Source organism: Frateuria terrea (assembly GCF_900115705.1).
Taxonomy (GTDB): Bacteria; Pseudomonadota; Gammaproteobacteria; order Xanthomonadales; family Rhodanobacteraceae; genus Frateuria_A; species Frateuria_A terrea.
The window spans coordinates 30,086-56,799 of record NZ_FOXL01000004.1; the positions used below are offsets into that span (position 1 = coordinate 30,086).

The 26,714-nt window shown below is 69.8% G+C and carries 26 protein-coding genes; 14 read left to right on the forward strand and 12 right to left on the reverse strand.

Features of this window, described 5'->3' with window-relative positions:
- Positions 1-91 precede the first annotated feature (91 nt).
- Both BMZ38_RS06815 and BMZ38_RS06820 read right to left on the reverse strand, forming a co-directional pair.
- Positions 92-2,125, reverse strand: coding sequence for a PAS domain S-box protein (locus BMZ38_RS06815; protein ID WP_091335748.1), 2,034 nt, complete (start codon positions 2,123-2,125; stop codon positions 92-94).
- A 4-nt stretch (positions 2,126-2,129) separates the two neighbouring features.
- On the reverse strand, positions 2,130-2,849 hold the full coding sequence (locus BMZ38_RS06820) for a response regulator (RefSeq protein ID WP_091335750.1): 720 nt from the start codon (positions 2,847-2,849) through the stop codon (positions 2,130-2,132).
- 243 nt (positions 2,850-3,092) lie between these two features.
- On the opposite strand from BMZ38_RS06820, the gene BMZ38_RS06825 reads away from it, so the two are divergent.
- The gene (locus tag BMZ38_RS06825; protein WP_091335752.1) at positions 3,093-3,884 is read left to right on the forward strand and encodes a universal stress protein; all 792 of its coding nucleotides are present in this window, start codon (positions 3,093-3,095) and stop codon (positions 3,882-3,884) included.
- Positions 3,885-3,941: 57 nt separating this feature from the next.
- Here BMZ38_RS06825 and BMZ38_RS06830 read toward each other — a convergent pair whose 3' ends face one another.
- Positions 3,942-4,439 carry a host attachment protein gene (locus tag BMZ38_RS06830; RefSeq protein ID WP_139202421.1) on the reverse strand — a complete coding sequence of 166 codons (498 nt, stop codon included), beginning with the start codon at positions 4,437-4,439 and terminating at the stop codon, positions 3,942-3,944.
- 59 nt (positions 4,440-4,498) lie between these two features.
- Here BMZ38_RS06830 and BMZ38_RS06835 point away from each other — a divergent pair, with 59 nt between their 5' ends.
- From BMZ38_RS06835 to BMZ38_RS06845, 3 genes are read left to right on the forward strand one after another with little or no spacing between them, the layout of a single operon-like run.
- Positions 4,499-4,945 carry a CBS domain-containing protein gene (locus BMZ38_RS06835; RefSeq protein WP_091335757.1) on the forward strand — a complete coding sequence of 149 codons (447 nt, stop codon included), beginning with the start codon at positions 4,499-4,501 and terminating at the stop codon, positions 4,943-4,945.
- Between the two features lie 8 nt (positions 4,946-4,953).
- Positions 4,954-6,489 carry a thymidine phosphorylase family protein gene (locus tag BMZ38_RS06840; RefSeq protein WP_245747226.1) on the forward strand — a complete coding sequence of 512 codons (1,536 nt, stop codon included), beginning with the start codon at positions 4,954-4,956 and terminating at the stop codon, positions 6,487-6,489.
- Positions 6,486-7,379, forward strand: coding sequence for a ribose-phosphate diphosphokinase (locus tag BMZ38_RS06845; RefSeq protein WP_091335759.1), 894 nt, complete (start codon positions 6,486-6,488; stop codon positions 7,377-7,379). The genes BMZ38_RS06840 and BMZ38_RS06845 overlap by 4 nt, the downstream gene beginning before the upstream one ends.
- On the opposite strand, the gene BMZ38_RS17500 is transcribed toward BMZ38_RS06845, so the two are convergent.
- The 3 genes from BMZ38_RS17500 to BMZ38_RS06855 all read right to left on the reverse strand — a co-directional run bounded on the left by BMZ38_RS17500 (position 7,376) and on the right by BMZ38_RS06855 (position 9,078).
- Positions 7,376-7,804 carry a universal stress protein gene (locus BMZ38_RS17500; RefSeq protein ID WP_139202420.1) on the reverse strand — a complete coding sequence of 143 codons (429 nt, stop codon included), beginning with the start codon at positions 7,802-7,804 and terminating at the stop codon, positions 7,376-7,378. The genes BMZ38_RS06845 and BMZ38_RS17500 overlap by 4 nt on opposite strands.
- Before the next feature lie 25 nt (positions 7,805-7,829).
- On the reverse strand, positions 7,830-8,651 hold the full coding sequence (locus BMZ38_RS17505; RefSeq protein ID WP_139202419.1) for a universal stress protein: 822 nt from the start codon (positions 8,649-8,651) through the stop codon (positions 7,830-7,832).
- Positions 8,652-8,715: 64 nt separating this feature from the next.
- Positions 8,716-9,078 (reverse strand): ArsR/SmtB family transcription factor, encoded by a 363-nt coding sequence (locus BMZ38_RS06855; RefSeq protein WP_245747225.1) that lies wholly within the window; start codon positions 9,076-9,078, stop codon positions 8,716-8,718.
- Positions 9,079-9,229: 151 nt separating this feature from the next.
- On the opposite strand from BMZ38_RS06855, the gene BMZ38_RS06860 reads away from it, so the two are divergent.
- The 8 genes from BMZ38_RS06860 to BMZ38_RS06895 all read left to right on the forward strand — a co-directional run bounded on the left by BMZ38_RS06860 (position 9,230) and on the right by BMZ38_RS06895 (position 17,627).
- Positions 9,230-10,531, forward strand: coding sequence for an NAD(P)/FAD-dependent oxidoreductase (locus BMZ38_RS06860; RefSeq protein ID WP_091335764.1), 1,302 nt, complete (start codon positions 9,230-9,232; stop codon positions 10,529-10,531).
- Positions 10,528-10,740: a YgaP family membrane protein gene (locus BMZ38_RS06865; RefSeq protein ID WP_091335766.1), complete on the forward strand. Its 213-nt coding sequence runs from the start codon at positions 10,528-10,530 to the stop codon at positions 10,738-10,740. Before BMZ38_RS06860 ends, BMZ38_RS06865 begins: the two co-directional genes overlap by 4 nt.
- 12 nt (positions 10,741-10,752) lie before the next feature.
- On the forward strand, positions 10,753-11,136 hold the full coding sequence (locus BMZ38_RS06870; protein ID WP_091335768.1) for a DUF302 domain-containing protein: 384 nt from the start codon (positions 10,753-10,755) through the stop codon (positions 11,134-11,136).
- On the forward strand, positions 11,136-12,206 hold the full coding sequence (locus BMZ38_RS06875) for an efflux RND transporter periplasmic adaptor subunit (protein WP_091335770.1): 1,071 nt from the start codon (positions 11,136-11,138) through the stop codon (positions 12,204-12,206). The genes BMZ38_RS06870 and BMZ38_RS06875 overlap by 1 nt, the downstream gene beginning before the upstream one ends.
- Positions 12,203-15,427 carry an efflux RND transporter permease subunit gene (locus BMZ38_RS06880; protein WP_091335771.1) on the forward strand — a complete coding sequence of 1,075 codons (3,225 nt, stop codon included), beginning with the start codon at positions 12,203-12,205 and terminating at the stop codon, positions 15,425-15,427. Before BMZ38_RS06875 ends, BMZ38_RS06880 begins: the two co-directional genes overlap by 4 nt.
- Positions 15,424-15,882, forward strand: coding sequence for an OsmC family protein (locus BMZ38_RS06885; RefSeq protein WP_245747224.1), 459 nt, complete (start codon positions 15,424-15,426; stop codon positions 15,880-15,882). Before BMZ38_RS06880 ends, BMZ38_RS06885 begins: the two co-directional genes overlap by 4 nt.
- A 113-nt stretch (positions 15,883-15,995) precedes the next feature.
- Complete coding sequence (locus BMZ38_RS06890; protein WP_091335775.1) at positions 15,996-16,202, forward strand: dodecin family protein; 207 nt, start codon at positions 15,996-15,998, stop codon at positions 16,200-16,202.
- Between the two features lie 54 nt (positions 16,203-16,256).
- Positions 16,257-17,627 carry an alpha/beta family hydrolase gene (locus tag BMZ38_RS06895; protein WP_091335776.1) on the forward strand — a complete coding sequence of 457 codons (1,371 nt, stop codon included), beginning with the start codon at positions 16,257-16,259 and terminating at the stop codon, positions 17,625-17,627.
- On the opposite strand, the gene BMZ38_RS06900 is transcribed toward BMZ38_RS06895, so the two are convergent.
- From BMZ38_RS06900 to BMZ38_RS06910, 3 genes are read right to left on the reverse strand one after another with little or no spacing between them, the layout of a single operon-like run.
- Positions 17,624-18,298 (reverse strand): ABC transporter ATP-binding protein, encoded by a 675-nt coding sequence (locus BMZ38_RS06900; protein WP_091335779.1) that lies wholly within the window; start codon positions 18,296-18,298, stop codon positions 17,624-17,626. The two genes, BMZ38_RS06895 and BMZ38_RS06900, sit on opposite strands and share 4 nt — an antisense overlap.
- On the reverse strand, positions 18,298-19,545 hold the full coding sequence (locus tag BMZ38_RS06905; protein ID WP_217638739.1) for an ABC transporter permease: 1,248 nt from the start codon (positions 19,543-19,545) through the stop codon (positions 18,298-18,300). The genes BMZ38_RS06900 and BMZ38_RS06905 overlap by 1 nt, the downstream gene beginning before the upstream one ends.
- Entirely contained in the window at positions 19,542-20,624 is a 1,083-nt protein-coding gene (locus BMZ38_RS06910) for an efflux RND transporter periplasmic adaptor subunit (protein WP_175483728.1), read from the reverse strand. The genes BMZ38_RS06905 and BMZ38_RS06910 overlap by 4 nt, the downstream gene beginning before the upstream one ends.
- Positions 20,625-20,775: 151 nt before the next feature.
- Here BMZ38_RS06910 and BMZ38_RS06915 point away from each other — a divergent pair, with 151 nt between their 5' ends.
- Positions 20,776-21,858, forward strand: coding sequence for a hypothetical protein (locus tag BMZ38_RS06915; RefSeq protein WP_175483727.1), 1,083 nt, complete (start codon positions 20,776-20,778; stop codon positions 21,856-21,858).
- Between the two features lie 164 nt (positions 21,859-22,022).
- Positions 22,023-22,466 carry an Hsp20/alpha crystallin family protein gene (locus BMZ38_RS06920; RefSeq protein ID WP_175483726.1) on the forward strand — a complete coding sequence of 148 codons (444 nt, stop codon included), beginning with the start codon at positions 22,023-22,025 and terminating at the stop codon, positions 22,464-22,466.
- A gap of 61 nt (positions 22,467-22,527) precedes the next feature.
- Here BMZ38_RS06920 and ftsH read toward each other — a convergent pair whose 3' ends face one another.
- From ftsH to BMZ38_RS06935, 3 genes are read right to left on the reverse strand one after another with little or no spacing between them, the layout of a single operon-like run.
- Positions 22,528-24,402: an ATP-dependent zinc metalloprotease FtsH gene (gene ftsH, locus BMZ38_RS06925; protein WP_091335787.1), complete on the reverse strand. Its 1,875-nt coding sequence runs from the start codon at positions 24,400-24,402 to the stop codon at positions 22,528-22,530.
- 43 nt (positions 24,403-24,445) lie between these two features.
- The gene (gene glgP, locus BMZ38_RS06930; RefSeq protein WP_217638738.1) at positions 24,446-26,257 is read right to left on the reverse strand and encodes an alpha-glucan family phosphorylase; all 1,812 of its coding nucleotides are present in this window, start codon (positions 26,255-26,257) and stop codon (positions 24,446-24,448) included.
- Positions 26,254-26,703: a CBS domain-containing protein gene (locus BMZ38_RS06935; protein ID WP_091335789.1), complete on the reverse strand. Its 450-nt coding sequence runs from the start codon at positions 26,701-26,703 to the stop codon at positions 26,254-26,256. The genes glgP and BMZ38_RS06935 overlap by 4 nt, the downstream gene beginning before the upstream one ends.
- Between the last annotated feature and the right edge of the window lie 11 nt (positions 26,704-26,714).

The following is a 26,714-nucleotide window of genomic DNA, read 5'->3' on the forward strand; positions in this document are numbered from 1 at the left end:
ATCGAAGTACAGCGGCGCGAGATCCGCCTGCTCGATGCGGACGGGCTGCAACGCATGGCAGGGCAGGGCGAAACCATCCATTGAGGGGCGATCAGATCGGCCGGGCCTCCAGCGCCTGCGCCAAGGCCTCGCCCAGCTGATCCACCCGGTAGGGTTTGCGCAGCAGCCGGACACCGTCCGGCAGGGCTTGCTCTGCGCCATCGGTGGCGTGTTCGTAGCCGGAGGCCAGCAGCGCGGGCAGCCCCGGGCGCAGGCGCCGGGCCTCGCGCACCAGTTGGAACCCGGTCGTGTCGTTGGCCAGGGCGACGTCCGAGAACACCAGTCGAATTCCGGCATCGCTGCGCAGCAGCGCCAATGCCTGCGTGGCATCCACGGCCTCCAGCGTGTCGTAGCCCAACGAGTGCAGGAAGCGCACGGCCACCCGGCGCACACCAGGTTCGTCCTCGACCACCAGCACCCGCGCATGCCCAGGGCTGATGCTGCCGGCGGTGCGGGCCTCACCGGCGTCTTCCGCGGGCGGCGCCGTGGGCAGCAGGATCTCCACGCGCGTTCCGCGATCCGGTTGGCTGCCGATCGTCAGGCGTCCGCCCGATTGCCGGACGAAGCCGTAGACCATGCTCAGTCCCAGGCCGCTGCCCTTGCCGGCATCCTTGGTGGTGAAGAAGGGCTCCAGTGCATGGTCGAGTACTTCCTGCGGCATGCCGGTGCCGGTGTCTTCGACCAGGAATGCCACGTACCGCCCCGGCGGCAGGCCGCCCGCCTCCCCGGCGACGATGTCGCGCTCGCGGGCGCTGATGCGCAGCGAGCCGCCCTCGGGCATGGCGTCACGCGCGTTGATCGAAAGATTGACCAGCGCCGTCTCCAGTTCCCCGGGGTCGGCATAGACCGCGGGAACATCGTCCGGACAATCCAGGCTTACGTGGATGCGGGCGCCAAACGTGCGCGTCAGCATCTCCTGCACGTCGCCAAATATCTGTTGCGGCCGCACGCCACGCGGACTCAGCGCGCGGTGGCGCGAGAAGCCCAGCAGCTTGCGGGTCAGGTTGATGCAGCGGTCGACCGCCCGGGAGGCACTGTCGATCAGCTCGCGGGCATCGGCGATCTGGCTGTACTCGGCGTCGAGGATCTGCAGGTTGCCCGAGACGATGGTCAGCAGGTTGTTGAAGTCGTGTGCGATGCCGCCGGTAAGCTGGCCCAGCGCGTCGAGCCGTTGTGCGTGGGCAAGCTGCTCGTCGCTGCGGCCGCGCTGGATGGCCGCGGCAAGCATGTTGGCGGCCAGTTGCAGGAAGTGGCGCTGGTCGCTGTCCAGGTCGGCCGGTTCGCGGATGAGCGCCAGCAGCGCGCCGGTGACGCGGTGCCGGTCCAGCAGCGGCAGGATGGCTGCATCGGCGAAACCGTGCGTGGCGAGTGCTGCCCGCACGGCGGGCAGTTCGTCCGCGGGCGCCTGCGTCATCATCCAGGCATCCGTGCGCTGCCTCTGCGTCAGGTGAGCGATCAGCTGATCGCGCGCGAAGGCGTCCGCCATGGCGTCGATCAGTGCGGGTCCCAGGCCGCTGGCCGAACGGATCGGCAGCGCGTTGCCACCGGGCAGGCCCACGGCGACAGCCACGCCGTCGACCTCCAGTGCCTGGGCGATCAGGGCGGACACCTCGACACGGAGCGACGCGTCGCGGCCGGATTCGAGCACCAGCCGGCCCAGCTCGGCCAGGTAGCCGTCGCGGCGCGCACGCTCCAGCGCCTGCCGCGCCCGCTGTGTTTCGGAGATATCGCGTATGGACGCGGCATAGAGGCCGCTGCCGACCGGACTCAGGGCGATCTCCATCGGAAAGGTCCCGCCGTCGCGGCGTACCCCGGTCAGTTCGTAGCCTGCACCCATCGGGCGGACGCGGGGATGGGCCATGTAGCGCGCTCGGTGCGCCACGTGCGCGGCCCGCGCGGCCTCCGGCAGCAGTTTTTCCACCGGCTGGCCGACCAGCTCTTCGGGCGGGTAGCCGAACAGCCGCTGGGCCTGCGGATTGACCAGTACGACATCGCCCGTCGGATCGACCACCACCATCGCGTCGGGGGCCGTTTCGAAGAGCGTGCGGTAGAGGTCTTCATTGCCGGTGACGCGAACGGACGGCATGGCGCTACTCCTGGCGTACCGTGTCGCTGAAGATGTAGCCGGCCCCACGCACGGACTTGATGAGGACGGGAGCGGCCGGGTCCGATTCGATCTTGCGACGCAGGCGACCGATCTGCACGTCCACGGCGCGGTCGTAGGGACCCGCGTCCCTGCCGTAGAGGTGGTTCATCAGCTCGTCGCGCGAAAGCACCCGGTTAGCGTGCGTCACCAGCACCCGCAGCAGCCCGTACTCGCCGCTGGTCAGCGGCACGCAGTCGCCGGAGGGTGAGGTGAGGGACCGGCTGTCGAGTTCGAAACGGTAGCCGGCGAACCGGTAGACCGCAGGCTGCGATGCCGTCTGGCGCGGACGCTCGCCTGCGCGGCGCAGCACGCTGCGGATGCGCGCCAGCAGCTCGCGCAACTCGAAGGGTTTGGTGACGTAGTCGTCCGCGCCCACTTCCAGCCCCACGATGCGGTCGACCGAATCGCCGCGCCCGGTGACGATGATGACCGGACCGTGCCAGTGCTCGTGCAGGTGCCGGGTCAGCTCCAGGCCGTCCTCGCCGGGCAGGCCGAGGTCCAGCAGGACAAGGTCGATCGCGACGGTGGCGAGCAGCCCAAGCATGGCGTTGCCGTTGCCCACCGTGCTCGTCTGGAAACCCTGCGCGGAGAGATAGCGCTTGAGCAGCGCCGAGATTTCCATGTCGTCGTCGACCACCAGCAGGTGCGCCTGCCGGAAGGACATCTCTCGCTTGTCAGGATGCTGTGCTGACACGAAAGCCCCCAATGGTGTGAGGGAATGGCGCACGAGCGCGCCGAAAGCAACAAACGCCCACTCCTGGGCAAAACCTTCCCTTTTATACCAATAAATATACCCCGCGCGAACTTGATTAAGTAGACGTCAAAACGCCCGGATTGATCCGCGTCAACAAGCCTGGGTACGTGCCGCGCCACGCTGGTACCCCGTCCTCCGGACCGAGGCCCCCAGATGTTCGAGCTGCTTGTCGATGCCGGTCCCCACGCGGGGAACCCCTTCATCGAGACGACGCTGGCGCTCGCCAAGCGCGTGAAAGCGTTCGCCTGTGGTTTCCAGGTGCTTCCGTTGCAGCCGCCGGTGGCGCTGTCCTTCGAAACGACTTTGCTCGAGGCGGAGGAACAGAGCGCGCGGGCACGTCGGGACTGGTGGCTGGGACAATGTGAGAGGCAGGGCGTGGAGGGAGACTGGGAAGTGCTTCGCGGCGACGTCGCTCCCGCGATTGCCAAGCGCTCGCGGCTGGCCGACCTGGTGTGCCTCGAAGTGTCCAGCGCAGGCGGCGCGCGCGACGTGCACTCACCCGAGCCTGACCGGGCGCTGGTACAGGCGGCAGGCCCGCTCCTGCTGGTGCCCTCGAGCTGGAGAGGGGCCATGGGCACGCGCATCCTGGTGGCCTGGAACGGCTCGGCCGAGGCAGCCACGGCGATCCATGCGGCGCTGCCCCTGCTGACCCAGGCCACGGATGTCCACGTGCTCGACGGTGAGCAGGCCTGCCTGCCGGGCATCACTCCCTCGCCGCTGCCGCTGCTTGCGTGGATGGCCAGGCAGGGCGTGCCGGCACAGTGGGAATCGCTAGACCCTTCGCACCATCGCGAAGCGACGATCGCCGACAAGGCCAATCGTATGGGCGCCGACCTGCTGGTGATGGGCGCGTACGGTCGCCACTGGACGACCGCGCTGGGACGCAGTCGCCTGACCCAGGCGCTGCTCAGCCATATCGACCGGCCCATCCTTCTTGCGCACTGAGCCTTGCGGTCCGGGAGGTTGCTTACCGGTATCCCGCTGCGCCTCGGGCCGGGGCCGCTAGTGAAGCAGGTACTCCCGGATGCCGGCGCTGTCCACGCCTGTCAGATTGCGCCTGATCTCCCGGCTCACGCAGTGCTGCAGCGCCTTGTCCATCTGCCCGTGCAGCGCGCCCAGAAAGCGTGGGGCCGCGGCAATGACGAGCGTCTCGAAGCGCCGCTCCTCGTGTGCCTTGCGCAACGTGAGCGCCAGCATCGAAGCAAAGCGCGCGTTGGAGGCATCCTTGCGACGGGTGTGCGGCTCAATGGCGTGGCGGGCCGGTCCCATGCTTTCGTGGACCCGCGCCGGTCGCTCGGGGGCCGGGCCGGTATCGGCATAGGGATTGATGAAGCAGGCCGTTTCGGCCCACGGATCGTTGGACCTTTCGAACTCGAAGAGACGCGCCTTCACGCTGTCGGCGACCAGTACCCACGTCTTGTTCATGGCTCCCTCCCGCCAGGCGGTGACATGCAGGCGAAGGGTAGTAACGCAGGCGGTCGTCCAGTTGATCCTGGTCAACCGTTCTCCGCACGAGTGGCCGATCCTGCGGATGCCAGCAGCCACTGACAGGAGCCGCCATGCGCGCTGTCGACATCGGTACCCGGCGTGTGATCCAGGCTGATGCTTCCATGACCGTGACCGAGGCGGCCGGCATCATGCGCAGGCACCAGGCCGGCAGCATCGTGGTCACTCGCGGAGAGGATGGCCGCACCCTGCCGGTGGGCATCGTCACCGACCGGGACCTGGTCACCCGGGGCATTGCCGCGCACTTCGATCCGGCCACCACGGCGATCGAGTGCATCATGTCGGCGCCCTTGCTGTGCTGCCATCCGGAGGCCACCCTCGACGAGATCGTGGACACGATGCAGGAGCGCGGCGTCCGTCGGCTGCCGTTGGTCGACCCGTCGGGCGCGCTGGTCGGCATCGTGAGCACGGACGACGTGCTGGTGGCGCTCGCGGCGCTGGCCGACCGCGTCAACCAGACGCTCAACGTCCAGCCGACGCTCGATCGTGCCTATCTCTAGGAGGCCCCGTGCCCGCCGTGCCATTGCCTGATCTGCCGTTCCCGCCCGAACGGCTGCGCCCGCGCCGCATGGGCATTGATACCGGTGGCGAGCACGTGGTCTATCTCCTGCATGGGGCTCCGGCATGCCACGGCGAGGGCTTCGGGCCGCACTCGCGGCTGCAGTTGAGCGTGGGCAGCCGCCGCGTGATGGCCACGCTTGCGATCGTGCAAGGCGGCGCGCTGGCGGCTGACGAGATCGGCTTGTCCGAATCGGTGTGGTTACACCTGCAACCCACCACGCATGAGCGCGTGAGCCTGTCCCACCCGCCGAGTGTCGAGTCGTTGCCGAGCGTCCGCGCCAAACTCTACGGACGGACCTTGTCCGAGGCCGAATTGCGCGCGATCGTCACCGACATCGCGGCGCAGCGTTACTCGAACATCGAAATGGCTGCGTTCATCGCCGGCTGCAGCGGCGACCATCTGGCGCTGGACGAGGTGGTCGCGCTGACCGGTGCGATGGTCGACACCGGTACCCGGCTTCGCTGGCCGGTCCCGGTCGTGGTGGACAAGCACTGCGTCGGCGGCCTCCCGGGCAACCGCACCACGCCGATCGTGGTCGCCATCGCCACCGCACTGGGCCTGACCATGCCCAAGACCTCCTCGCGGGCGATCACTTCCCCCGCGGGAACAGCGGACACCATGGCGGTGCTGACGCCGGTGGACCTGGACATCGAGCGGATGCGCCGCACGGTCGAGCGTACGGGCGGGTGCATCGTGTGGGGCGGGGCGATCAACCTGGCGCCGGTGGACGACACGCTGATCCACATCGAGCGTGCGCTGGACATCGACAGTCCCGGGCAACTGGTCGCTTCGATCCTGTCCAAGAAGATCGCCGCCGGCTCGACGCACGTAGTGATCGACATGCCGGTCGGCCCGACCGCCAAGGTGCGTGAACCGCGCCAGGCCGGGATGCTCGAGCAGATGCTGCTCGCGGTGGCTGCCCGCTTCGGCCTCGGGCTGACGGTATTGCGGACCGACGGCCTGCAGCCGGTCGGGCGTGGCGTGGGGCCGGCACTGGAAGCGCGTGACGTGCTGGCCGTCATGCAGAACCTGCCGTCACAGCCGCTGGACCTGCGCGAGCGTGCACTGGCGCTTGCGGCCGTCGTGCTCGAAACGGCGGGGCGCGCCGGGGCCGACACGTCGCTTGCGCTGGCGCGCGAGTGTCTGGACACCGGGCAGGCCTGGCGCCAGTTCCAGGCGATCTGCGAGGCCCAGGGCGGCCTGCGTACTCCTGGCCTTGCGCCGTACCGGCATCCGGTGGTGGCGAGCACGTCCGGCAAGGTCGAGGGCATCGACAACCGGCGCCTGGCGCAGGCGGCCAAACTCGCGGGCGCTCCCTTTTCCCCGCTGGCCGGCCTGACCGTCGACGTGCGCGTGGGCGCCCCGGTGGTCCGCGAGCAGCCGCTCTTCACCCTGCATGCGCAGAGTCCCGGCGAAGTGGCCTACGCCATGGAATACGTCGCCCGGCATCCCGACATCGTCCGCATTGGTCCCGCCCCATGAGCATGCTCTACGCGTTGCCCGGCAACGCGGCCTTTGCCCGGGCCGTGCGCCGGCATGCGGGCTGGCAGCGTGGCGAGCTGGAACTGCATCGCTTTCCCGACGGCGAGTCGCGTGTGCGGCTGGTGACGCCGCCGCACGGCGCAGTGGCGCTGGCGTGCTCGCTGCACCGGCCCGATGCCAAGCTGTTCCCGCTGCTCGCCGCGGCGAACACCGCGCGGGAACTCGGCGCCACGCAGGTCGGGCTGCTCGCGCCTTACCTCGCCTACATGCGCCAGGACCAGCGGTTCCGTCCGGGCGAAGCGGTGTCGGCGCGGGTCATCGGCGGCTTGCTCGGTGGTGCCTTCGACTGGGTGGTGACGGTCGATCCACACCTGCACCGCATCCGCGACCTGGCGGACGTGTTCGCCTGCCGCACGGTTGTCGTCCGCACGGCGCCGGATCTGGCGGCATGGATTGGCGCGAACGTGCGCCTGCCCCTGCTGGTGGGTCCGGATGGGGAGAGCGCGCAATGGGTGCAGGCGGTGGCCGACCGGCTCGACGTGCCCTGCGTGGTGGCGCGCAAGCAGCGGCACGGCGATCGCGCCGTCAGCGTGCGGCTGCCGTCGCTGGCGCGCTGGCGTGGCCACACGCCGGTGCTGCTGGACGACATCATCGCCTCGGGACAGACCCTCATCGACACGGCCAGGGGCGTGCGCGAGCAACTGGTGCAACCGGCGCCCGTCGCGGTGGTCGTGCATGGACTGCTTGGCCGCAAGTCGCTCGATGCACTGCATGGTGCCGGGATCGCGCGACTGGTGACCACCAATACGGTGCCCGGCGAGGTGGCCGCCATCGACGTCAGCGCCCGCGTCGCCGAGGCGCTGTCGGCCATCGCCGGTAAGGTCCTCTAGCGCACCACCAGCACCGGCACGCGCGAATGGGCCAGCACCTTCACCACCACCGAGCCGAGCACCAGGCTGAGCAGCGCGCCCCAGCCATGCGAGCCCATCGCCACCAGGTCGCACTTGAGGCGGGAGGCCAGCTGGATGATCACCGAGGCCGGGTCGCCGATCTCGTGCATCTCGTCGAACAGCTGGTTGGCCCGGGCCAATGTGCGCCGGGCGGTGCGCAGGGCCGCACTCGCGTTGGTCGAATGGAACCGGCTCACGTCGTTCGCACTCAGGTAACGGGTCACCCCGGCGCTGAGCGCCGGATCCACGTGCAGCAGGACCAGCTGCGGGCGCCCCGCCACCGGCATGCCATTCCAGTGGCGGATGACGTAGCGGACGGCGCGATGGCTGCTCGGGCTCCCGTCGACAGGCAGCAGGATCTTCATGATGGACGTCCCTTCATGACCGGGGCTAGGGCGCGAGCAGGAGCGGGACACGGCTGTGACGCAACGAGTGTCGCGTCGCACCGCCCAGCAGCCGCTCGCTGGTCCGCCGGCGGCCCCAGGCGCCCTGCACCAGCAGGTCGACGCACAGGCGGTCGGCTTCCTGGTGAATGGCTTCGCCCACGTCTGCCCTGGGCTTGAACGGCTGCCAATCGCATTGCACGTCCTGCCGGGCCAGCCATTCGCGCAGCGGGGCGGCGGTCTTGCCGGCGCCCTGCGTGCCATCCAGGACGGTCACCCGATGGGCCATGTGCAGCAGCGGCAGCGCCGCACGCGCGGCGCGGGCGGACGGGGCGCTGCCGTTCCAGGCCAGCAGCACGTGCCCGAGCGCCGGCCGGGCGATCCAGTCGTCCGGCACCACGATGATCGGGCAGCCGCCGTGGACCAGCGTCTCGGCGAGCCGGCGCGAGGCATCCTGCAGGCTGGCCGGCCATCCGGGCAGGCGCCCGATGACGAGGTTCGCCAGGCTGGCACGCTCGGCCACGACCTTGCGGTAGACACCGCACACGACCTCCCAGCTACCGGCAACGGCGGCCTTCCGGCAGCGCGCCTGCCACCATGCGTCGTCGGCAAGCGCATCGCGCTCCTCGCTCGCCAGGACGCCGAGCGAGTCGGGCAGCGCCATGACCAGCGCATCCACCGGCACCACGCACAGCCCTGTCAGCCAGGCGCGCCACTGGCGGGCGAGGGAGAACGCATAGTCGATCAGCGGCGCCTCCCGCTCCGGTTCCGCCACGTTGACGATCAGCTCGGTCATGCCGCGCGCCCCTGCGGGATTCGTACGCAGCATGCGCGGCTGCGTAAGGCCGCATTTGACCGGGATCAAGTTCAGATCACCTGGACGGATGCCCGAGTCAGCCCGACCGCGCGCCCCGCTTAATGGCGGCGGCCCCACGCCGCGAGGGCCGGCAGTAGGCGGCGTGCAGGACCTCGATCACCGCCCGTGCCGGTCCCGGCTCGAGTGCATAGTGGATCGACTGGGCCTCGCGCCGCGTGCGCACCAGGCCTTCCTCGCGCAGCCGCGCCAGGTGCTGCGACAGGGCTGACTGGCTCAGGTCCGGCAGGTCCTTGTGGATCTCGCCGACCGAACGCTCGCCTTCCACCAGCAGGCACAGCACCCGCAGGCGCTGTGGGTTGCCCAGTGCCTTGAGCAGGCGTGCAGCCTCGTCGGCTCGCTCGTGCATGGCGGAGAGATCGGGTCGCGGTTCGTTGGGCATGGCGGGGTCCGGTTCGCCTGGACTTTAGCAGGCTTGAATATTAGCTGTACATAATATTAGTAATGACTAATATAAGTTGACCTTGATCAGGGTCAACGGGCGCGACGCATGAAGCCGGAGCATGACCGGGCACTCCACAGGAGCGACATCCATGGCCAACATCATCGTCCTGGGCGCCGGTTTGGGTGGAACCGCCGCCGCCTACGAAATTCATGCCGCACTGGGCAGTGGGCACACCGTCACCCTCGTCGGCGACGGGCCGCGCTTCAACTTCACGCCATCCAATCCCTGGCTGGCGCTGGGCACGCGCAAACGCGAGGACATCGGCTTCGAGCTCGCCGCACCGCTGGAGCGCCACGGCATCGGTTTCATCGACGTGCCGGCGCAGAAGGTGCTCGCGGCCGAGAGCCGGTTGCAGCTGCGCGACGGCCGGACGCTCGACTACGACTATCTGGTGGTCACCACTGGGCCGCGCCTGGCCTTCGACGAAGTGCCGGGGCTCGGGCCGGAGGGCCACACCCAGTCGATCTGCACCGCCGAGCATGCGCAGCTGGCATGGGAGGCCTACCAGAAGTTCCTCGGCAGCCCGGGTCCGGTGGTAGTCGGCGCGGCGCCGGGTGCAAGCTGTTTCGGGCCCGCCTACGAGTTCGCCATGCTGGTGGATGCCGACCTGCGCCGGCGCAGGCTGCGCGACCGCGTGCCGATCACCTACGTCACGCCCGAGCCGTACGCCGGCCACATGGGGCTGGGTGGCGTAGGCGATTCGAAGACGTTGATGGAACACGAGTTCCGCCAGCGGGGCATTCGCTGGATCGCCAATGCCAAGGTGCTCGGCGCCGAGGCCGGCAAGCTCCGCCTGCAGGAGCTCGACGCCAGGGGCGAGCCCGAAGGCGAGAGCGAGCTGCCGTTCACCTACGCCATGCTGCTGCCGGCGTTCACCGGCGTGGACGCGGTACGCGGCATCGAAGGATTGACCAACCCGCGCGGCTTCATCCTGATCGACGAGCACCAGCGCAACCCGCGCTTCCGCAACATCTTCGCCGCGGGCGTGTGCGTCGCGATCCCGCCCGTCGAGGTAACGCCGGTACCCACCGGCGCGCCCAAGACCGGTTTCATGATCGAGTCGATGGTTACCGCCATCGCGCACAACCTGCGCGAGGAGATCGCCGGTCGCCAGCCCGACGCCCGCGCGACCTGGAACGCGGTGTGCCTGGCCGACATGGGCGACACGGGAGCCGCGTTCGTAGCGCTGCCGCAGATCCCGCCGCGCAACGTCACCTGGGCGAAGGAGGGCAAGTGGGTGCACCTGGCCAAGCTCGCCTTCGAGAAGTACTACCTGCACAAGATCCGCAGCGGCAACACCGAGCCGGTGTACGAGAAGTACGTGCTCAAGCTGCTCGGCATCGAGCGGCTCAAGCCGCCCGTGAAGCATGCCCAGGGAGACCTGCCATGAACATCGATCGCATCGTCATGGCTTTCGCCGGGAGCATGGTGCTGCTCTCCCTCGCGCTGGGCTGGTGGGTGGCGCCGGCCTGGTTCTGGCTCGCCGCATTCGTCGGCGCCAACCTCCTGCAGTCGGCCTTCACCGGTTTCTGCCCGCTGGCACGGATCCTCGAGGCCATGGGCCTCGAACCTGGCTGCGCCTTTCCCGCCCGTCGCTGAAGGACGTCTGCCGTGTACTACATCGTCGAATCCCGCAAGACTTTCGCGCAGGCCGCCGAAGACCTGGACGCGGCCGTGCGCCGCAACGGCTTCGGCGTGCTGCACGTGCATGACATCGGCGCCACGCTGCGCAGCAAGGGCGTGCCGTTCGAACGCGAGTGCAAGGTGTTCGAGATCTGCAATCCGCGGCAGGCCGCCCAGGTCATGCAGGCGGACATGCGCCTGAACATGGCGCTGCCGTGCCGCATCTCGGTCTATACCGGAGGCGGGCAGACCAGCATCGGCATGATCGAGCCGGACCACCTGCTGCGCATGCTGTCGGACGACCCCGTACTGCAGCCCATCGCCAACGAGGTCGAGACGCAGATGCGCCGGATGATCGACGAGGCCCGCTGATGCGGTGCCATCGGCTGCCCGGGCTGGCGCTCGGCGTCGTGCTGCTGGCGGGGTGCTGTGGCAGCGAGGCGCCGCCCCCCCGCACAGCGGTGGCGATGGACCTCGACAGCCGTGTCGTGCGCCTGCAGGACGCTTCGCGCGAGCAGGCGTGGGATGGCGTGGTCGAGGCGGTCCACCAGGCCACCGTCTCGGCGCAGACGGCCGGGCGCGTGGTCGAGCTGCCCTACGACGTGAACGACACTGTGCCCCAAGGAGCGGTGATCGTGCGCTTCACCGACGTCGAGCAGAAATCCGCGCATACCCGCGCGCAGGCGCAGATCGCCGCCGCGCAGGCCGCCTATGACGAGGCCAACGCGTCGTACGCGCGCGTCGCAGCGATCGCCGCGCGCGGCCTGGTCGCGCGCCAGCAGCTCGACCAGGAACGCGCGCGCCGCGACGCCGCCCTGGCCACGCTGCAGGCTGCCCAGGCGCAGATGCGCGAGGTCGGCCAGCAACTGGACTACACCGTGGTGCGTGCCCCCTACGCCGGCATCGTCACGCGGCGCTTCGTGCAGATCGGCGAATCGGTGCAGCCGGGGCAGCCGCTGATGGCCGGCGTGTCGCTCACGGACCTGCGCGTGACGGTGCAGGTGCCGCAGAGCGCGGTGGCGGCGATCCGGCGCCAGGACCATGCCGAGGTGCTGCTCGACGATGGCGCGCACCGCGTCGCCGCGACGCGGCTGACGGTGTTTCCCTATGCCGATCCCGACACGCACACCTTCAGCGTGCGGCTGGAGCTGCCGGGCGAGAACACCGGCCTGTATCCGGGCATGACGGTGAAGGTCGCCTTCGCCGTCGGCCGCGAGCGCCGTCTGCTGGTGCCGGCCTCCGCGCTGGTGCAGCGTGGCGAGCTGCAGGGCATCTACGTGCTGGGGCAGGGTGCGCCGCAGTTGCGCCAGGTGCGCACCGGAGCACGCTACGGCGCCGCCGTGGAAGTGATCGCCGGACTGGACGACGGCGAGCGCATCGCGGTCGATCCGGCCGCGGCCGCGCGCTGGATCGGCGCGCATCGCGGCGAAGCGGCGCCATGAGCGGACCGGGCCTCGGTTTCTCCGGCCGCATCGCTCGCGCCTTCCAGGCTTCCCCGCTGACGCCGATCCTGGCGCTGGCCGCGCTGCTGCTGGGCCTGGCCGCCGCCATCATCACGCCGCGCGAGGAAGAACCGCAGATCGACGTGACCATGGCCAACGTGATGGTGCCGTTCCCCGGCGCCGACGTGCGGGACGTGGAGAACCTGGTCGCCTTCCCGCTGGAGCAGAAGCTCTCGGAGATCGAAGGCATCAAGCACGTCTATTCGATCAGCCGGCCGGGCATGGCGGTGTTCACCGTCGAGTTCCAGGTCGGCGTGCCGCGCCAGAGCGCGATCGTGCGGCTGTACAACCAGGTGTTCCAGAACCAGGACTTCGTGCCGCCCGGACTGGGCGTCGGGCCGCCGCTGATCCGCCCGATGGGCATCGACGACGTGCCGGTGATGGCGCTGACGCTGTGGAGCGATTCGCCGGCACAGAACCCGACGCGGCTGGGCGAGGTCGCCCATACGCTGGAGACCGAGCTCAAGCGCGTGGCCGGCACGCGCGACGTCTACACCATCGGCGCGCCGACGCGGGCGGTGGTGGTCGAGCTGGATGCGGCGCGGCTGGCCGCCTACGGCATGGCGGTGGGCGACCTCGCCGGGGCGCTCAAGGCCGCCAACGTCGTGGCCCAGGCCGGCGACCGCGTCGCGGGCGACCGCGACGTGCCCGTCACCGCGGGCACCTTCCTGGCCAACGCCGGGGACGTGGCCAACCTGGTGATCGGCCTGCGGCACGGCCAACCGGTGTTCCTGTCCGACGTGGCGCGCATCCACGCCGGCGCCGACCTGCCCAGCCGCTACGCCTGGTTCGGCGCACCGGCAGGCAAGGGCGGCCCGGCCGGCAATGCGCCGGCGGTGACGATCGCGGTGGCCAAGAAACCCGGCAGCAACGCCGCCGACATCACCACCGCGATCGGTGCACGGCTCGCCGCGTTGCGCAACGTGGTGATCCCCGCCGACGTGCACGTCACGGTCACCCGCGACTACGGCCAGACCGCCACGAACAAGGCCGACAAGCTGATCCACAAGCTGATCTTCGCGACCGGGTCGGTGGTCCTGCTGGTGCTGTTCGCGCTGGGCTGGCGCGAGGCGATCGTGGTGGGCAGCGCGGTGGTCATCACCCTGATGCTCACTCTGTTCGCCTCGTGGGCGATGGGCTTCACCATCAACCGCGTGTCGCTGTTCGCGCTGATCTTCTCGATCGGCATCCTGGTCGACGATGCGATCGTGGTGGTGGAGAACATCCACCGGCACATGGCGCTGGGCGGGCGTACCTTGCGCGAGGCCATCCCCGAGGCGGTCGGCGAGGTGGGCGGCCCGACCATCCTGGCGACCTTCACCGTCATCGCCGCGCTGCTGCCGATGGCGTTCGTGTCCGGCCTGATGGGGCCCTACATGCGGCCGATCCCGATCAACGCCTCGGCGGGCATGCTGCTGTCGCTGGCGGTGGCGCTGATCGTCACCCCGTGGCTGGCGCTCAAGCTGCTGCGCCACCCTGCGCACGCGAAGGCAGGTCCGCACGTGCCCGCCGGGAGCCGTCTGCATCGCGCGTTCGACCGGGTGATGACGCCGTTCATCGCGGGCGAGCGGGCCCGCCGCCGGCGGCGCCTGCTGTTCGCGGCGATGGGCGTGCTGGTGCTCGCCGCGGTCGCTCTGGTGGTAGTCAAGGCGGTGATCCTCAAGATGCTGCCGTTCGACAACAAGTCGGAGTTCCAGGTGGTGGTCGACATGCCCGAGGGCAGCACGCTGGAGCGCACCAACCGCGTGCTCGGCGAGCTGGCCCAGGCGGTGTCGACGCTGCCGGAGATCGCCAACTGGCAGGGCTACGCCGGCACGGCTGCGCCGATCACCTTCAACGGGCTGGTGCGCCAGTACTACCTGCGCAGCGGGCCGGACGTGGGCGACCTGCAGGTCAACCTGGTGGATAAGTCGCTGCGCCACCGGCAGAGCCACGCGATCGCGCTGGCGATCCGCCCGACGCTGGCGGCGATCGGCTCGCGCTACGGCGCATCGGTGAAGATCGTCGAGGTGCCGCCCGGTCCGCCGGTACTCGCGCCCATCGTCGCGGAGGTCTACGGGCCCGACTACGACACGGTGCGCCGCACCGCGCTGGGCCTGGAGCGGCGCTTCAAGGCGAATCCCGACGTGGTGGACATCGACACCAGCGTCGAGGCCGCCGCCACGCGCGAGGTGATGGTGGTCGACCGCGAACGCGCCGCCCGCCTCGGGCTCGACCAGGCGGGCATCGCGCAGGCACTGCGCGCCGCGCTCTCGGGCGAGGACGCCACCTACCTGATGGACAGCCACGCCAGGTATGCGGTACCGGTGCGCCTGCGCCTGCCGGCCGGCGACCAGGCCTCGCTGCCGCAGCTGCTTGCCTTGCGCGTGCGCGCCCAGGGCGGGGCGCTGGTACCCTTGTCCGAGGTGGTGAGCGTGCGCCCGGCCGCCTGGGAGCAGGCGATCTACCACAAGGACCTGCTGCCCTACGCCTTCGTTACCGGCGACGACGCGGGCGCCACCGACAGCCCGCTGTACGGCATGTTCAGCCTGGTCGGCGCGCTGCGCCACGAGGACGTCGCCGGGGCACGCCTGCAGCAGCACTACATTGCGCAGCCGGAGGACGCCAGCGCGCCCTCGGTGAAATGGGACGGCGAGTGGCAGATCACCTACGAGACCTTCCGCGACATGGGCCTGGCCTACTCGGTCGGCCTGCTGCTGATCTACCTGCTGGTGGTCGGCCAGTTCAAGAGCTACGTGGTGCCGCTGATCATCATGGCGCCCATCCCGCTGACCGTGATCGGCGTGATGCCCGGGCACGCGCTGCTCGGCGCGCAGTACACCGCCACCTCCATGATCGGCATGATTGCGCTGGCCGGCATCATCGTGCGCAACTCGATCCTGCTGATCGACTTCATCAACCACGCGCTGGCCGCCGGCCGGCCGCTGGGCGAGGCGGTGGTCGAAGCGGCGGCGGTACGCGCCAAGCCGATCGCGCTGACCGGCGTGGCGGCGATGGTCGGCGGCTTCTTCATCATCGACGACCCGATCTTCCAGGGCCTGGCGGTATCGCTGATCTTCGGCATCATGGTCTCCACGGTGCTTACGCTGCTGGTCATTCCGCTGCTCTACTACGCATGGCTGGCGCACCGCGCGCCGGCATCCGAAGGAGACGCAACGTGAGCGAAACGCAGACGGTCGAGGTCAGCCTGCGCCAGGTGGGCAACTATGAATTCAACGTGCGCTTCGACGGCGCCACGTTCGGCGAACTGGTGACCGACGAGCCGCCGCCGCTGGGGCAGGGCCATGGCCCCAATCCGTCGCGCCTGCTCGCAACAGCGGTCGCCAACTGCCTGGCGGCGAGCCTGCTGTTCGCGCTGCGCAAGTTCGGCAACGGGCCGGCGCCGATCGCCGCCAAGGCGCGCGCGACGGTGGCGCGCAACGCGGGCGGGCGCTGGCGCGTGCCGCGCATCGAGGTGGACCTGCAACTGGCCGACGCGGCCGCGTCGCTGCAGCACCTGGATCGGGCGCTGGCCCAGTTCGAGGACTTCTGCGTGGTCACCGGCAGCGTGCGCCAGGGCGTCGAGGTGGACGTGCGCGTGCTCGATCCGGCGGGCGTTCCATTGCCGCGCAACTGAAGCCGCCCACTTCTTGACCGGGATCAAGGATCCCGCGTCCCGCCGGCTTAGGGTGGGATGCCCCGCTCGGGACGGAGCCCGCGCCGGTATTCCTCATCGCCGGAGAAAGCGCCATGAGCAGCGTCGTCAAGGTCATCGAGATCATTTCCGAATCGCCCTCCAGCGTGGAGGACGCCGTGCAGCAGGGCCTGGAGCGGGCCGCCCGCACGCTCGACGGCATCACCGGCGCCTGGATCAGCGAAACCAAGGTGGTGACCGGACCCGACGGCAGGATCACCGCCTGGCGCGTGTGCATGCGGGTCAGTTTCGTGCTCGGTTGAGCCCGGCGAATCGCAAGCTGCCGCGCATTGCGCGGCGCGGCCCTGGAGAACCTCATGAACGTTTTTCCGACATCCGGCAGCAGGCGCTACAGCGACCGCGCCGACGCGGCCCGGCAACTGGCCGAGGCGTTGGCCGGTTTCCGCGGCCAACGCCCCCTCGTGCTCGCCATTCCCCGCGGGGGGGTTCCGATCGGACGCATCGTCGCCGATGCGCTGGACGGCGACCTGGACGTGGTGCTGGTGCGCAAGCTCGGCTCGCCGGCCAACTGCGAGGTCGCCATCGGCGCGGTCGATGAGCAGGGCCGCATCGAGCTCAACACCGATTGCTGCCTCAACAGCGTGGGCATGAGCTACGTGCGCGCGGAGACCGCGCGCCAACTGGCGATCATCCGCAAGCGCCGCGCCATCTACAGTCCCGGCCGCCATGCGGCCAGCCCCACCGGGCGCGTGGTGATCGTGGTCGATGATGGCCTGGCAACGGGTGCCTCCATGCGCGCTGCGCTGGAAGCGGTACGCCAGCAGCGTCCCGCGTTGCTGGTCGTGGCCGTGCCGGTGGCCGCGCCGTCCAGCCTGGAAGGGCTGAACGAGCTGGCCGACGAGGTGGTGTGCCTGCACGCGCCGGCGCATTTCCGCGCGGTCGGGGCGTTCTACGCCGACTTCCAGCCGGTCGACGACCTGGACGTGCTGCGGCTGCTGTCCGCCCCGCCCAGGGTCGCCGCCGGATTGCCCGCCCCCGAGCCGGTCGCCTTCATGCTGCCGGACGTGCGCTTGCCGGGTGACCTGGCCGTACCGCCTCATGCGCGTGGACTGGTGGTCTTCGCGCACGGCAGCGGCAGCGGCCGGCAAAGCCCGCGCAACCGCAGCGTTGCGCAATGGCTGCAACAGGCGGGCCTGGCCACCTTGTTGGTCGATCTGCTGACGCCCGAGGAGGAACAATCGCGGGCGTCCGTTTTCGATATCGCGGCATTGGCCGACCGGCTCGCCGCGGTGGTGGCGCAGGTCCGCAACGATCCGGTGCTGGGCCAGCTGCCGCTCGGTCTGTTCGGCGCCAGCACGGGCACCAGTGCCGCTTTGGCCGTGGCCGCGTCCCGGCCACGGGACATCGCCGCGGTGGTATCGCGCAGCGGCCGGCCGGATCTGGCCGGGCCGGGCACGCTTGCCCGCGTCACCGCGCCGACGTTGCTGATCGTGGGTGGCGAGGACAAGCAGATCCAGGCACTCAACCGCGCCGCGCAGAAGCGCATTCCCGGCAAGAACGAACTGGTGGTGGTGCCCGGCGCCACCCACCTGTTCCCCGAGCCCGGTGCACTCGATGCGGCGTCGAAGCTGGCCTGCGACTGGTTCGGCTGCTGGCTGGGCGGGGCCGTGCGCGCTCCACGCAGGAAGCCGGCGGCCGGGCGTGAAACGGGACGGCTGGCCAGCTAGGGCTGGATGCGCCCGTCGACGATGCGGACGCGCCGGTCCGCCTGCGCGGCGAAGTCGGGATCGTGCGTGACCACCGCGACCGCGCGTCCTTGCTCGTGCGCCAGGGCCAGGACGGTTCGTTGCACGTTGCGGCTGGCGACGCTGTCCAGGTTGCCGGTCGGTTCGTCGGCCAGCACCAGCATCGGATCGTTGGCCAGCGCACGGGCGATCGCCACGCGCTGGCTCTGGCCGCCGGAAAGCTGGCGCGGCCCCTTGTCGCGCTGGTCTTCCAGGCCCAGCCCGCCGAGCAGCACACGCGCCCGCTCGCGGATCGTTGCGTCGTCGTAGGCGCCCAGCCGGCGCATCGGCAGCATCACGTTCTCGCAGGCGCTGAATTCCGGCAGCAGGAAGTGCGACTGGAACACGAAGCCGATCGTGCGCAGCCGCGCCTCGGAGCGCTCGACCTCGCCGTACCCGGCCGTGTCGGCGCCACCGAGCCAGACCCGCCCCTCGCTCGGCAGGTCGAGCAGGCCCATCAGGTAGAGCAGCGACGACTTGCCCGAGCCGGACGGACCGGTGATCGCCACACACTCGCCGCCATCGATGCGCAGGCTGGCGTCGCTCACCAGCGTCACCGGCACCTCGCCCTCCAGCCGGCGCGTCACGTGCTCCAGCCGGATCGCCTCGGCCATCACGTGCCCCCGCGCAGCACGTCGACCGGCTCGACCTTGGCCGCGCGACGCGCCGGCAGGTAGGCCGCGATCATCGCCGCCAGCATCGCCACGCCGCCGGCCAGGACAAACTGGAACAGGCTCCAGTCGATCGCCAGGTAATTGACGTCGGTGCTGCCCGGGACGCGGAAATGGATGCGCATCAGCCCGGCCATCAGCCCGCAGCCCAGCCCGATCCCGAACACGTTGCCGACCGCGCCGATCAGCGCGCCCTGGGCGAGGAACATGCCCTCGATGTCGCGCGCCTGAAAGCCCATGGCGCGCAGGATCGCGATGTCCCGCTGCTTCTCCAGCACCACCGTGGAGATCACGTTGTAGATGCCGAACGCGGCCACCACCAGCACAGCACCGACCACGGCGTACATGATGACGCTGCGGATCGCCAGGGCGCTCATCAGGTCTTCGGACCGTTCCTGCCAGGACACCGTCTTGTAGCGCACGCGCTGCTCGATACGCGCCGCCTCGGTGCGCGCGGCGTTGGGATCGGCCAGCTTGATCACGATGGTGTTGATGCGGTTGGGACGATCGAGCATCGACTGCACGCGCTTGAGCGCGACGAACGCCTGGCCCGCGTCGAAATCGGAGCGGCCCGTGTGGAACAGCCCGATGATCTTGAACGTGCGCACCTGCCCGGTGGTGCTGGCGATGCGCAGGTTGTCGCCCATCGACAGGCTCATCCGCCGCGCCAGCTCGTCGCCGATGACGATGCCATTGGGGTTGGCCTCCAACTCGTCCAGCGAGCCGCGCACCATGTAGCGGCGGATCGTGGAGACCTGCGCGTACTCGCTGGCGACGATGCCGTAGAGGCCGATCGCGCGGTCCTTGCCGGCGAAGCTGGCCAGCGCCTGGCCGCTCAGCACTGCCGACGCGCGCAGGCCCGGCGTGCGGCGCAGGAAGTCGAGGATCTGCGCATAGCCGCGGATGCCGCGTGTCTCGGTCTGCGGGACCACGTGGCGCAGCTGCACGGCGGCGTCCGGGAACAGCTGGCTCACCGGTTGCAGGGTCGGATTGCGGTAGTCGTCCTCGATGGTGATGTGCGGCGCGTTGTCGACCAGCCGGTGGATGATGTCCTGCTCGGAGCCTCGCATCATCGCCGAGATCGACAGGAAGAAGGACACGCCCAGCACCACGCCCAGCAGCGAGACGATGCTCTGCCGCCGGCGTGCCAGCAGGTGTCGCGCGGCGACGTCGACGAGCAGGCGGATCACCGGCGTGCCCCGCCATCAGCCACGCGCACCTTCGCATCTGCGCGCAGGCCCTCGGACGGTGCGGCCACGACCGCGTCGTCCGTCGACAGGCCGCTGGTGATTTCCACCTGCCGTTCGCCGCGGATGCCGACCTCGACCGGGCGCGCCTGCAACCGGTCGCCGCGCACGACCCAGACGCGGTCACCGGCAACCGCGCCGTCGGGCAACAGCAGGGCATCGGCATGGCGGCGCACGATGATGTTGACCTCGGCGGTCATGCCCACGCGCAGCGGCGTGGACCCGTCGATCGCGATGCGCACGCGGTAGCTTCGACCGGTCGGATCGCCCTTGGGCGTGACGCTGTGCACCCGACCCTGGAACACCAGGCCGGGAAAGGCATCGGCGCGGATCAGCACCGCCTGCCCGGGACTCACCCGCGCGATGTCTTCCTCGTCGACGTCGGCGGTCACCCGTGGCGGCGAGTCGACGGCCAGCCAGAACACGGTGCTGCCCGGTGTCATCAGCTGGCCGATCTCGCCATCGCGGCGGATCACCGTGCCTGCCGTGGGTGCCAGCAGGCGGGCGTAGCGCAGCTCGGCGGCGGCACGGTCGGCGGCCGAGCGCGTCGCCAGCCAGTCCGAGCGGGCCTTGTCGTACTGCGTGCGCGCGATCACGCCCCGCGGAAGCAGGGCGGCATAGCGGCGATACTCGGCCTGCGCGAACGCTTCCTGTGAGCGCAACTGAGCCAGGTTGCTGGCCAGGTCGGTGTCCTCCAGCCGGGCCAGTTGCTGGCCGGCGCGCACGCGCGCGCCTTCGTCCACGTCCAGTTCGACCAGGCGCGCCGTGATGCGCGCGGCGATCGGCAGCATGATGGTGGGCTCCACCGTGCCGGTGGCATACACCGCCTCGACGGCCAGGCCCCGATGCGCGTGCACCACCGTCACGCGCGGCGGCAGCATCCACCATGTCGACAGCCCGGCCAAGGCAAGCACGAGCACGATTCCCATGAGCCAGGCGAGCAGGTGGTGGCGCCGAGCCGGGCGAGCCGGCAAGGTGCGCGCGGTGGTCGCCTGCTGGGGGAGGGGGAGGTCGTCTGGCATGGCAACTCCGGCGAACGGCGCGGGGCCGTCCATGGCACACCGCGTCGCTCGTCCGGAACCGTACGTCCTCGCCGCCGGGCCACTTTGATGCATGTCAAAGGAGCTGCGATGACGTAGGCGACGATCGTGTCGTCCTCCCACGCCCTCTGCCATGAGCCCAGACCCCCTCGAAGTGCGATCGGGCCGCGTCATCCTGCAGCGGCTGATCGACATCGCCGATGCGATCGACCTGCGGCACATCCGTGCCAGGCCCGCATCGGCAGCCGGTGGGCACGCGCCACGCCTGACGGCGGGCCTGCCCGCCGTAGCCATCGACCTCGGCACGGTCGCTCTCGCAGGCGTGGGCATCGAGGGCAGGGCGATGGCGCGTATCTACGATTTCGGCGTGGTCGCACTGGCGCTCACCTGCGAGGTGGTGCACCTGGAATGGGACGCCGTGTTGGCGCAGGTCGAGCCACTCGCCCCCGAGACGCTGCCCGATCCGGTCGTGCGGGCCTGGGACACGATCACGCACAGGCTGCTTGCAACCACCGGCCTGGCGTTCCGCGATGGCGAGGGGCTGCCGCTGGCGGAGCAGCACCTGATAGTGGAAGTGGACGCGTTCGCGGCGTCGCCGGAGGTCTCCTCGTTGCCGACGCAACTGGATCTTCCCCGGTTCCTGGCCGGCGACCCCTTTCCCTTGTCCGCACGGACGAGGCAGCACCTGCTCAGGCACTGCTTTTCGCACCATGCCGATGACCTGGTGGCGCTCGGTCGCCTGCGCAGCTTCGTCTACCGCCCCGGTTCCACCCCGGGCATGGCCGAAGTGCTGGAGGCAGCCCATGCCCGTCTGCTCGAACTGCGCTATTACGACGCTCTGCTCGATGCCGAACTGCCGCGCATGTATGCCCTCGTCGCCCGCAGCCGCCGGCGCTTCGATCTGCTCGCGCCCCGGCGCATGGCGAACCTGGCACGTCGGCTCTACACCCTGGTGGCGGAAGTGAGCGAGCTGACCGGCAGGCTGGATGCCAGCATGCAGCTTGCCGGCAGCACGCATCTCGCCCGTGCCTACACGGCCGCGCTCGAGTTGCTGCAGGTCGAGCCCCTGAACCAGGCCGTGGACCGCAAGCTGGCGATCGTCCGGGACACCTACGCGGCGCTCTACGACGAGGCCGCTGCCAGCCGCGCGGGGCTGCTGGAGGTCATCATCATTGCACTCATCAGCCTGGAGATCCTGTTGGCGCTGCTCCGTTGAACGTGTTCCCGTTCGGTCCGGCCCGGCCGGGCCCGGTGCGGCGTGGCGCGGTCGGATTGACGTCGATCAAACCGTGGGCGCCCGGGCGGGGTAGGGTCGAAGTCGGCCCAGCGGGTGTGCTGCCCCGGGGCCTTCTCCCCAACCCCTATTGGAGGCTTGCCATCATGACCATGCTCGCCCGCTGGAATCCCATGAAGTCGCTCGCACGGGGCGACACCGCCGATTTCGACGACCTCTTCCGCACTTTCGGTTTGCGTCCGATGTTCCGTGATCTGGACGTGGCGCCGGAAATCCGCATCGACGTCAACGAGAGCGAGGAAGCCTACGACATCGACGCCGATCTGCCTGGCGTACGCAAGGAGGACATCGACGTCACGGTCGACGGCAACCAGGTGTCCATTACCGCCGAAGCCCGTCGCGAATCGGAAAGGAAGAACGGTGGCCGCGAGGTGCGTACGGAGCGCTACTACGGCCGGGTGTTCCGTTCGTTCAGCCTGCCCACCGATGTGGACGACGCCAAGGCAAATGCCCGTTACGAAAACGGCGTGCTGAGCCTGCACCTGCCCAAGAAGGAAGACGGCCACCAGCGGCGGATCAAGGTCGGCTGACTGCCCGGATGCTGGCGGAAAAGGGCGCCCCTGGCGGGCGCCCTTGATTTGTCACCTGGAGTCAGCCGCGGCCAGCCGCGCGCATGGCCTGCAGGGAGCTTGCAGCTGGCGGCACGTCCGTCGGCCGGTCGGCCTGTTGCACGAGGGCTTTCAGCTGGTCGCCACTGAGTGTTTCGTGCAGGAGCAGTTGTTCCGCCGCCGCTTCCAGCCCGACGCGATGGTGGCGCAGTACGTCGGTCGCCGTGAGCAAGGCCTCGTCGAGCAGCTGGCGTACCGCACGATCGATCGCCGCCGCGGTGACCTCGGCATAGCGCCGTGGTTGCCAGGCATCGGCGGGAGTGCCCAGCATGGGCGTGGCGTCGGTTTCGTAGCTGACCGTGCCCAGCTCGGCGGCCATGCCATGGTGCGTGACCATGGCGCGTGCAAGTCCGGTCGCCTTGGCCAGGTCGTCGGCTGCGCCGGTGGATGCTTCGCCGAAGATCATCAGTTCGGCCGCGCGCCCGCCCAGCAACATCGCCAGGCGCTGCGTGATCTCCTGCCGCTGCATCAGGAAGCGGTCTTCGGTCGGCCGCTCGATCGTGTAGCCGAGCGCGCCGATGCCGCGCGGCACGATGGAGAGCTTCTGCACCTTGGTATCGCCCGACAGCTCGATCGAGACCAGCGCATGCCCGACCTCGTGGAATGCGACGATGCGCCGCTCCCTGGCACTGAGCACGCGACTGTGCTTTTCCAGTCCGGCGACCACGCGTTCGAGCGCATCGGTCAGGTCATCCATGCCGACGTCCTGGGCGCCCCGGCGAGTGGCGAGCAGCGCCGCTTCGTTGGCGAGGTTGGCAAGGTCCGCGCCGCTGAAGCCGGTGGTCAGGGCAGCGATCTCCTCGACGTTCACGTCCTTGCCGAGCACCAGTCTGGCAAGGTGCACGCGCAGGATCGCCACGCGCTCGCGCTTGTCCGGACGGTCGACCAGGATCTGGCGGTCGAAGCGCCCGGCGCGGAGCAGGGCCGGGTCGAGGATCTCCGGCCGGTTGGTCGCGGCAAGCAGCACCACGCCAGCGCTGGGGTCGAAGCCGTCCATTTCCTTGAGCAGCTGGTTGAGCGTCTGTTCCTTCTCGTCGTGCCCGCCGGTCGGCAGGGACGCGCCGCGTGCGCGGCCGACCGCGTCCAGTTCGTCGATGAAGATGATGCATGGCGCCTGCGCCCGCGCCTGCTCGAACAGGTCGCGCACGCGCGCCGCGCCCACGCCGACGAACAGCTCCACGAATTCCGAGCCGCTGATCGAGAAGAACGGCACGCCGGCCTCGCCGGCGACCGCACGGGCCAGCAGCGTCTTGCCGGTGCCCGGCGGCCCCACCAGCAGGATGCCCTTGGGCATGCGCGCACCCAGGCGGCCGTACTGCTTGGGGTTGCGCAGGAAGCTGATGACCTCCTTCAGTTCGTCCTTGGCCTCGTCCTCGCCGGCCACGTCGGCGAAGGTGACGCCGGTGCCGCGCTCCAGGTACACCTTGGCCTTGCTCTTGCCCACGCTCATCAGGCCGGAGGTCGGACTGCCGCTGGTCGCTCTTCCCATCGACCACAGCCACAGGCCGGAAAGCACCAGCCCGCCAACCAGCCACGGCAGCACGCGATCGTAGGAACCGGGAGGCGGCTCAGCGCTGAATTCCACCCTGGCGGCAGCCAGCGTATCGGCAAGCCGCGGTTCGACAGGGACCGTGGTGAACCGGCGACCTGCCGTACCGGGCCGGGCCGGCTTGAACGTCCCGCTGATCTCGTCGCGCCCGACCTGCACACGCTCGATCCGCCCCGCGGCCAGGGCGGCGCGGAACTGGCTGTAGGCAATGGAGTCGTCCTGCAGCGGGGGGAGCATCAGCTGCGTACCGACCAGGATGATCAGCGGTATCAGCAGGTACCAGAGGGAAACGCGTCGCGGGGTGTCCATGGAGTTTTTATGCCCGCGTCCAGCCGTTCGCTTTTGACGCAGGTCAAGCTGCACGGACGGGCGGCGGCGATCGGCCGGCCGGCTGGTCCGTTGCCGTACGGATGGCCGAACCGCGATGCTGGAGATAGGCCTCCGCCGCGTACCGGCGCATCATGCGGTGGGCGTTGAAGTAGCTGGCGAGCTTGCTCACCGACTGCTTCATCATCCCGATCCAGCCGGCGCGGTTGCGGTGGTAGAGCGGCAGCACGACCTGCTCCAGGCAGTCGTAGAGCTTCCGGCTCGCCGCACCGTCGTCGTGCTCCTCGCCCAGCGACCAGCCGGTGACGCCATCGATGCAGCCCTCGACCCACCACCCGTCCAGCACGCTCAGGTTGAGCACGCCGTTGGCGGCGGCCTTCATGCCGCTGGTGCCGGAGGCCTCCAGCGGCGGCAGCGGCGTGTTGAGCCAGAGGTCGCAACCGGCCACCAGCGCCCGCGCGGCGGCAAGGTCGTAGTCGGGCAGGAACACCAGGCGGATCTGCGGGGCCAGTTCGCGGGACAGCGCGTGCAACTGCCGCACCAGCTGCTTGCCCGCCTCGTCGTGCGGGTGCGCCTTGCCTGCCATGACGACCTGGAAGGGCGCCTTCGCATGGATCGCGCGCAGGCGCAGCGTGTCGGTGAACAGCAGCATCGGCCGCTTGTAGGCCGTCATGCGGCGGGCGAAGCCGATGATCGGCAGCTGCGTATCCAGCGCCACACCGGTGCGGTCGGCGACGAACGCGACCAGGTCGCCGCGCGCCTGCGCGTGGGCCTGCCATACGTCGCCATCAGGCAACTGGTCGAACCGCGCCAGCGTCTCCGGATCGTGCACCCAGCAGTTGGAGCAGCGGTGGAAGAGGGTGGCAAATGCCGGATGCACCCAGTCGGGCAGGTAGACGCCATTGGTCACCGCGCGCACGTCATAGCCGGGGAACAGGCGCGTGGTCACCTCCGCGTGGCGCACGGCGACGCCATTGACGAAGCCGGCCAGGTTGAGCGCCAGCCGGGTCAGGTTGAGCGCGTCCGGGCCGGCCAGCAGGCGCACCTGCCCGCTGTCGACATAGCCCGGCAGCAGGCGCTCGTAGAGGTCGTATGCAAAGCGGTCGTGGCCCGCATCGACCGGCGTGTGCGTGGTGAATACGCAGGAGCGGCGTACCGGACCGGCATCGAAGCCCAGCTCGCCGGCGCCCACGGTGTCGGCCGGCAGCGGATAGCGGCGCAGGAGTTCCAGTCCGAGCAACGCCGCATGGCCCTCGTTCAGATGGTAGGTGGTGATCTCGAAGCCGAGCGCGTGCAGGACGCGCACGCCGGCGATGCCCAGCACGATTTCCTGCCTGAGCCGGTAGCTGGCGTCGCCCCCATACAGCTCGCTGGTGATCGCGCGATCCTCCGGGCTGTTCTCGGGCAGGTCGGTGTCCAGCAGCAGCACGGGCACCGGTTGCCCGAGACGGCCGTGCAGCCGGTACAGCCACGGGCGCACCCAGACTTCCCGGCACTCGATGAGTACGGCCACCTTGGCGCGCAGCGGATGGACGAAGGCTTCGGGCACCCACGGGTCGGCCGATTCGAACTGGTTGCCCTGCGCGTCGAACGACTGGCGCAGGTAGCCCTGCCTGGACATGAGGGTGACGAACACCATCGGCAGTTCCAGGTCCGCGGCCGCGCGCGCGGTGTCGCCCGCCAGCACGCCCAGGCCACCGGCATAGGTGTGCATGCGCGGCTCGAGCGCGATCTCCATCGAGAAGTAGGCAATGTGCGTGCGCGGCAGGTAAGGGCCGATGGCCGCCACGAACGCTGGCGCGGCCGTGGCGGTTGCGACCGGCGCGTCGGGGCTCACGGACGCGCTTCCATTTCACGCACCTGCCCGCGCACCAGCGCGCGGCTCATCTCCTGCAGGTAGACACCCAGCGCGCCGTAGATGTCGTCCAGGCTCAGCAGGCCGCACAGGCCGCCCTTGGCGTTGAGCACCGGCAGGCGGCGCACGCCGTGCGTACGCATGCGCGCCACCGCGTCGAGCAGCAGCTCGTCGTGCGAGCAGGTCGCCGGGTCGCGGGTCATCACCTCATCGACCCGCAACTGCGCGCAAGGCACTTCGGGCGCGACCACCTGTATGACGATGTCGCGGTCGGTCAGGACGCCGACGGGGATGCGCTCGCCATTGGGCTGCTCGACCACCACGAGCATGCCCACGTGCCGTTGGCGCATCAATCGCGCGGCCTCGGTCACGGAAGCGGCAGGGCTGACCGAAACTACCTGGTGGGTGCATAGCTTGTGGACTTGCATGGCCGGTTCCT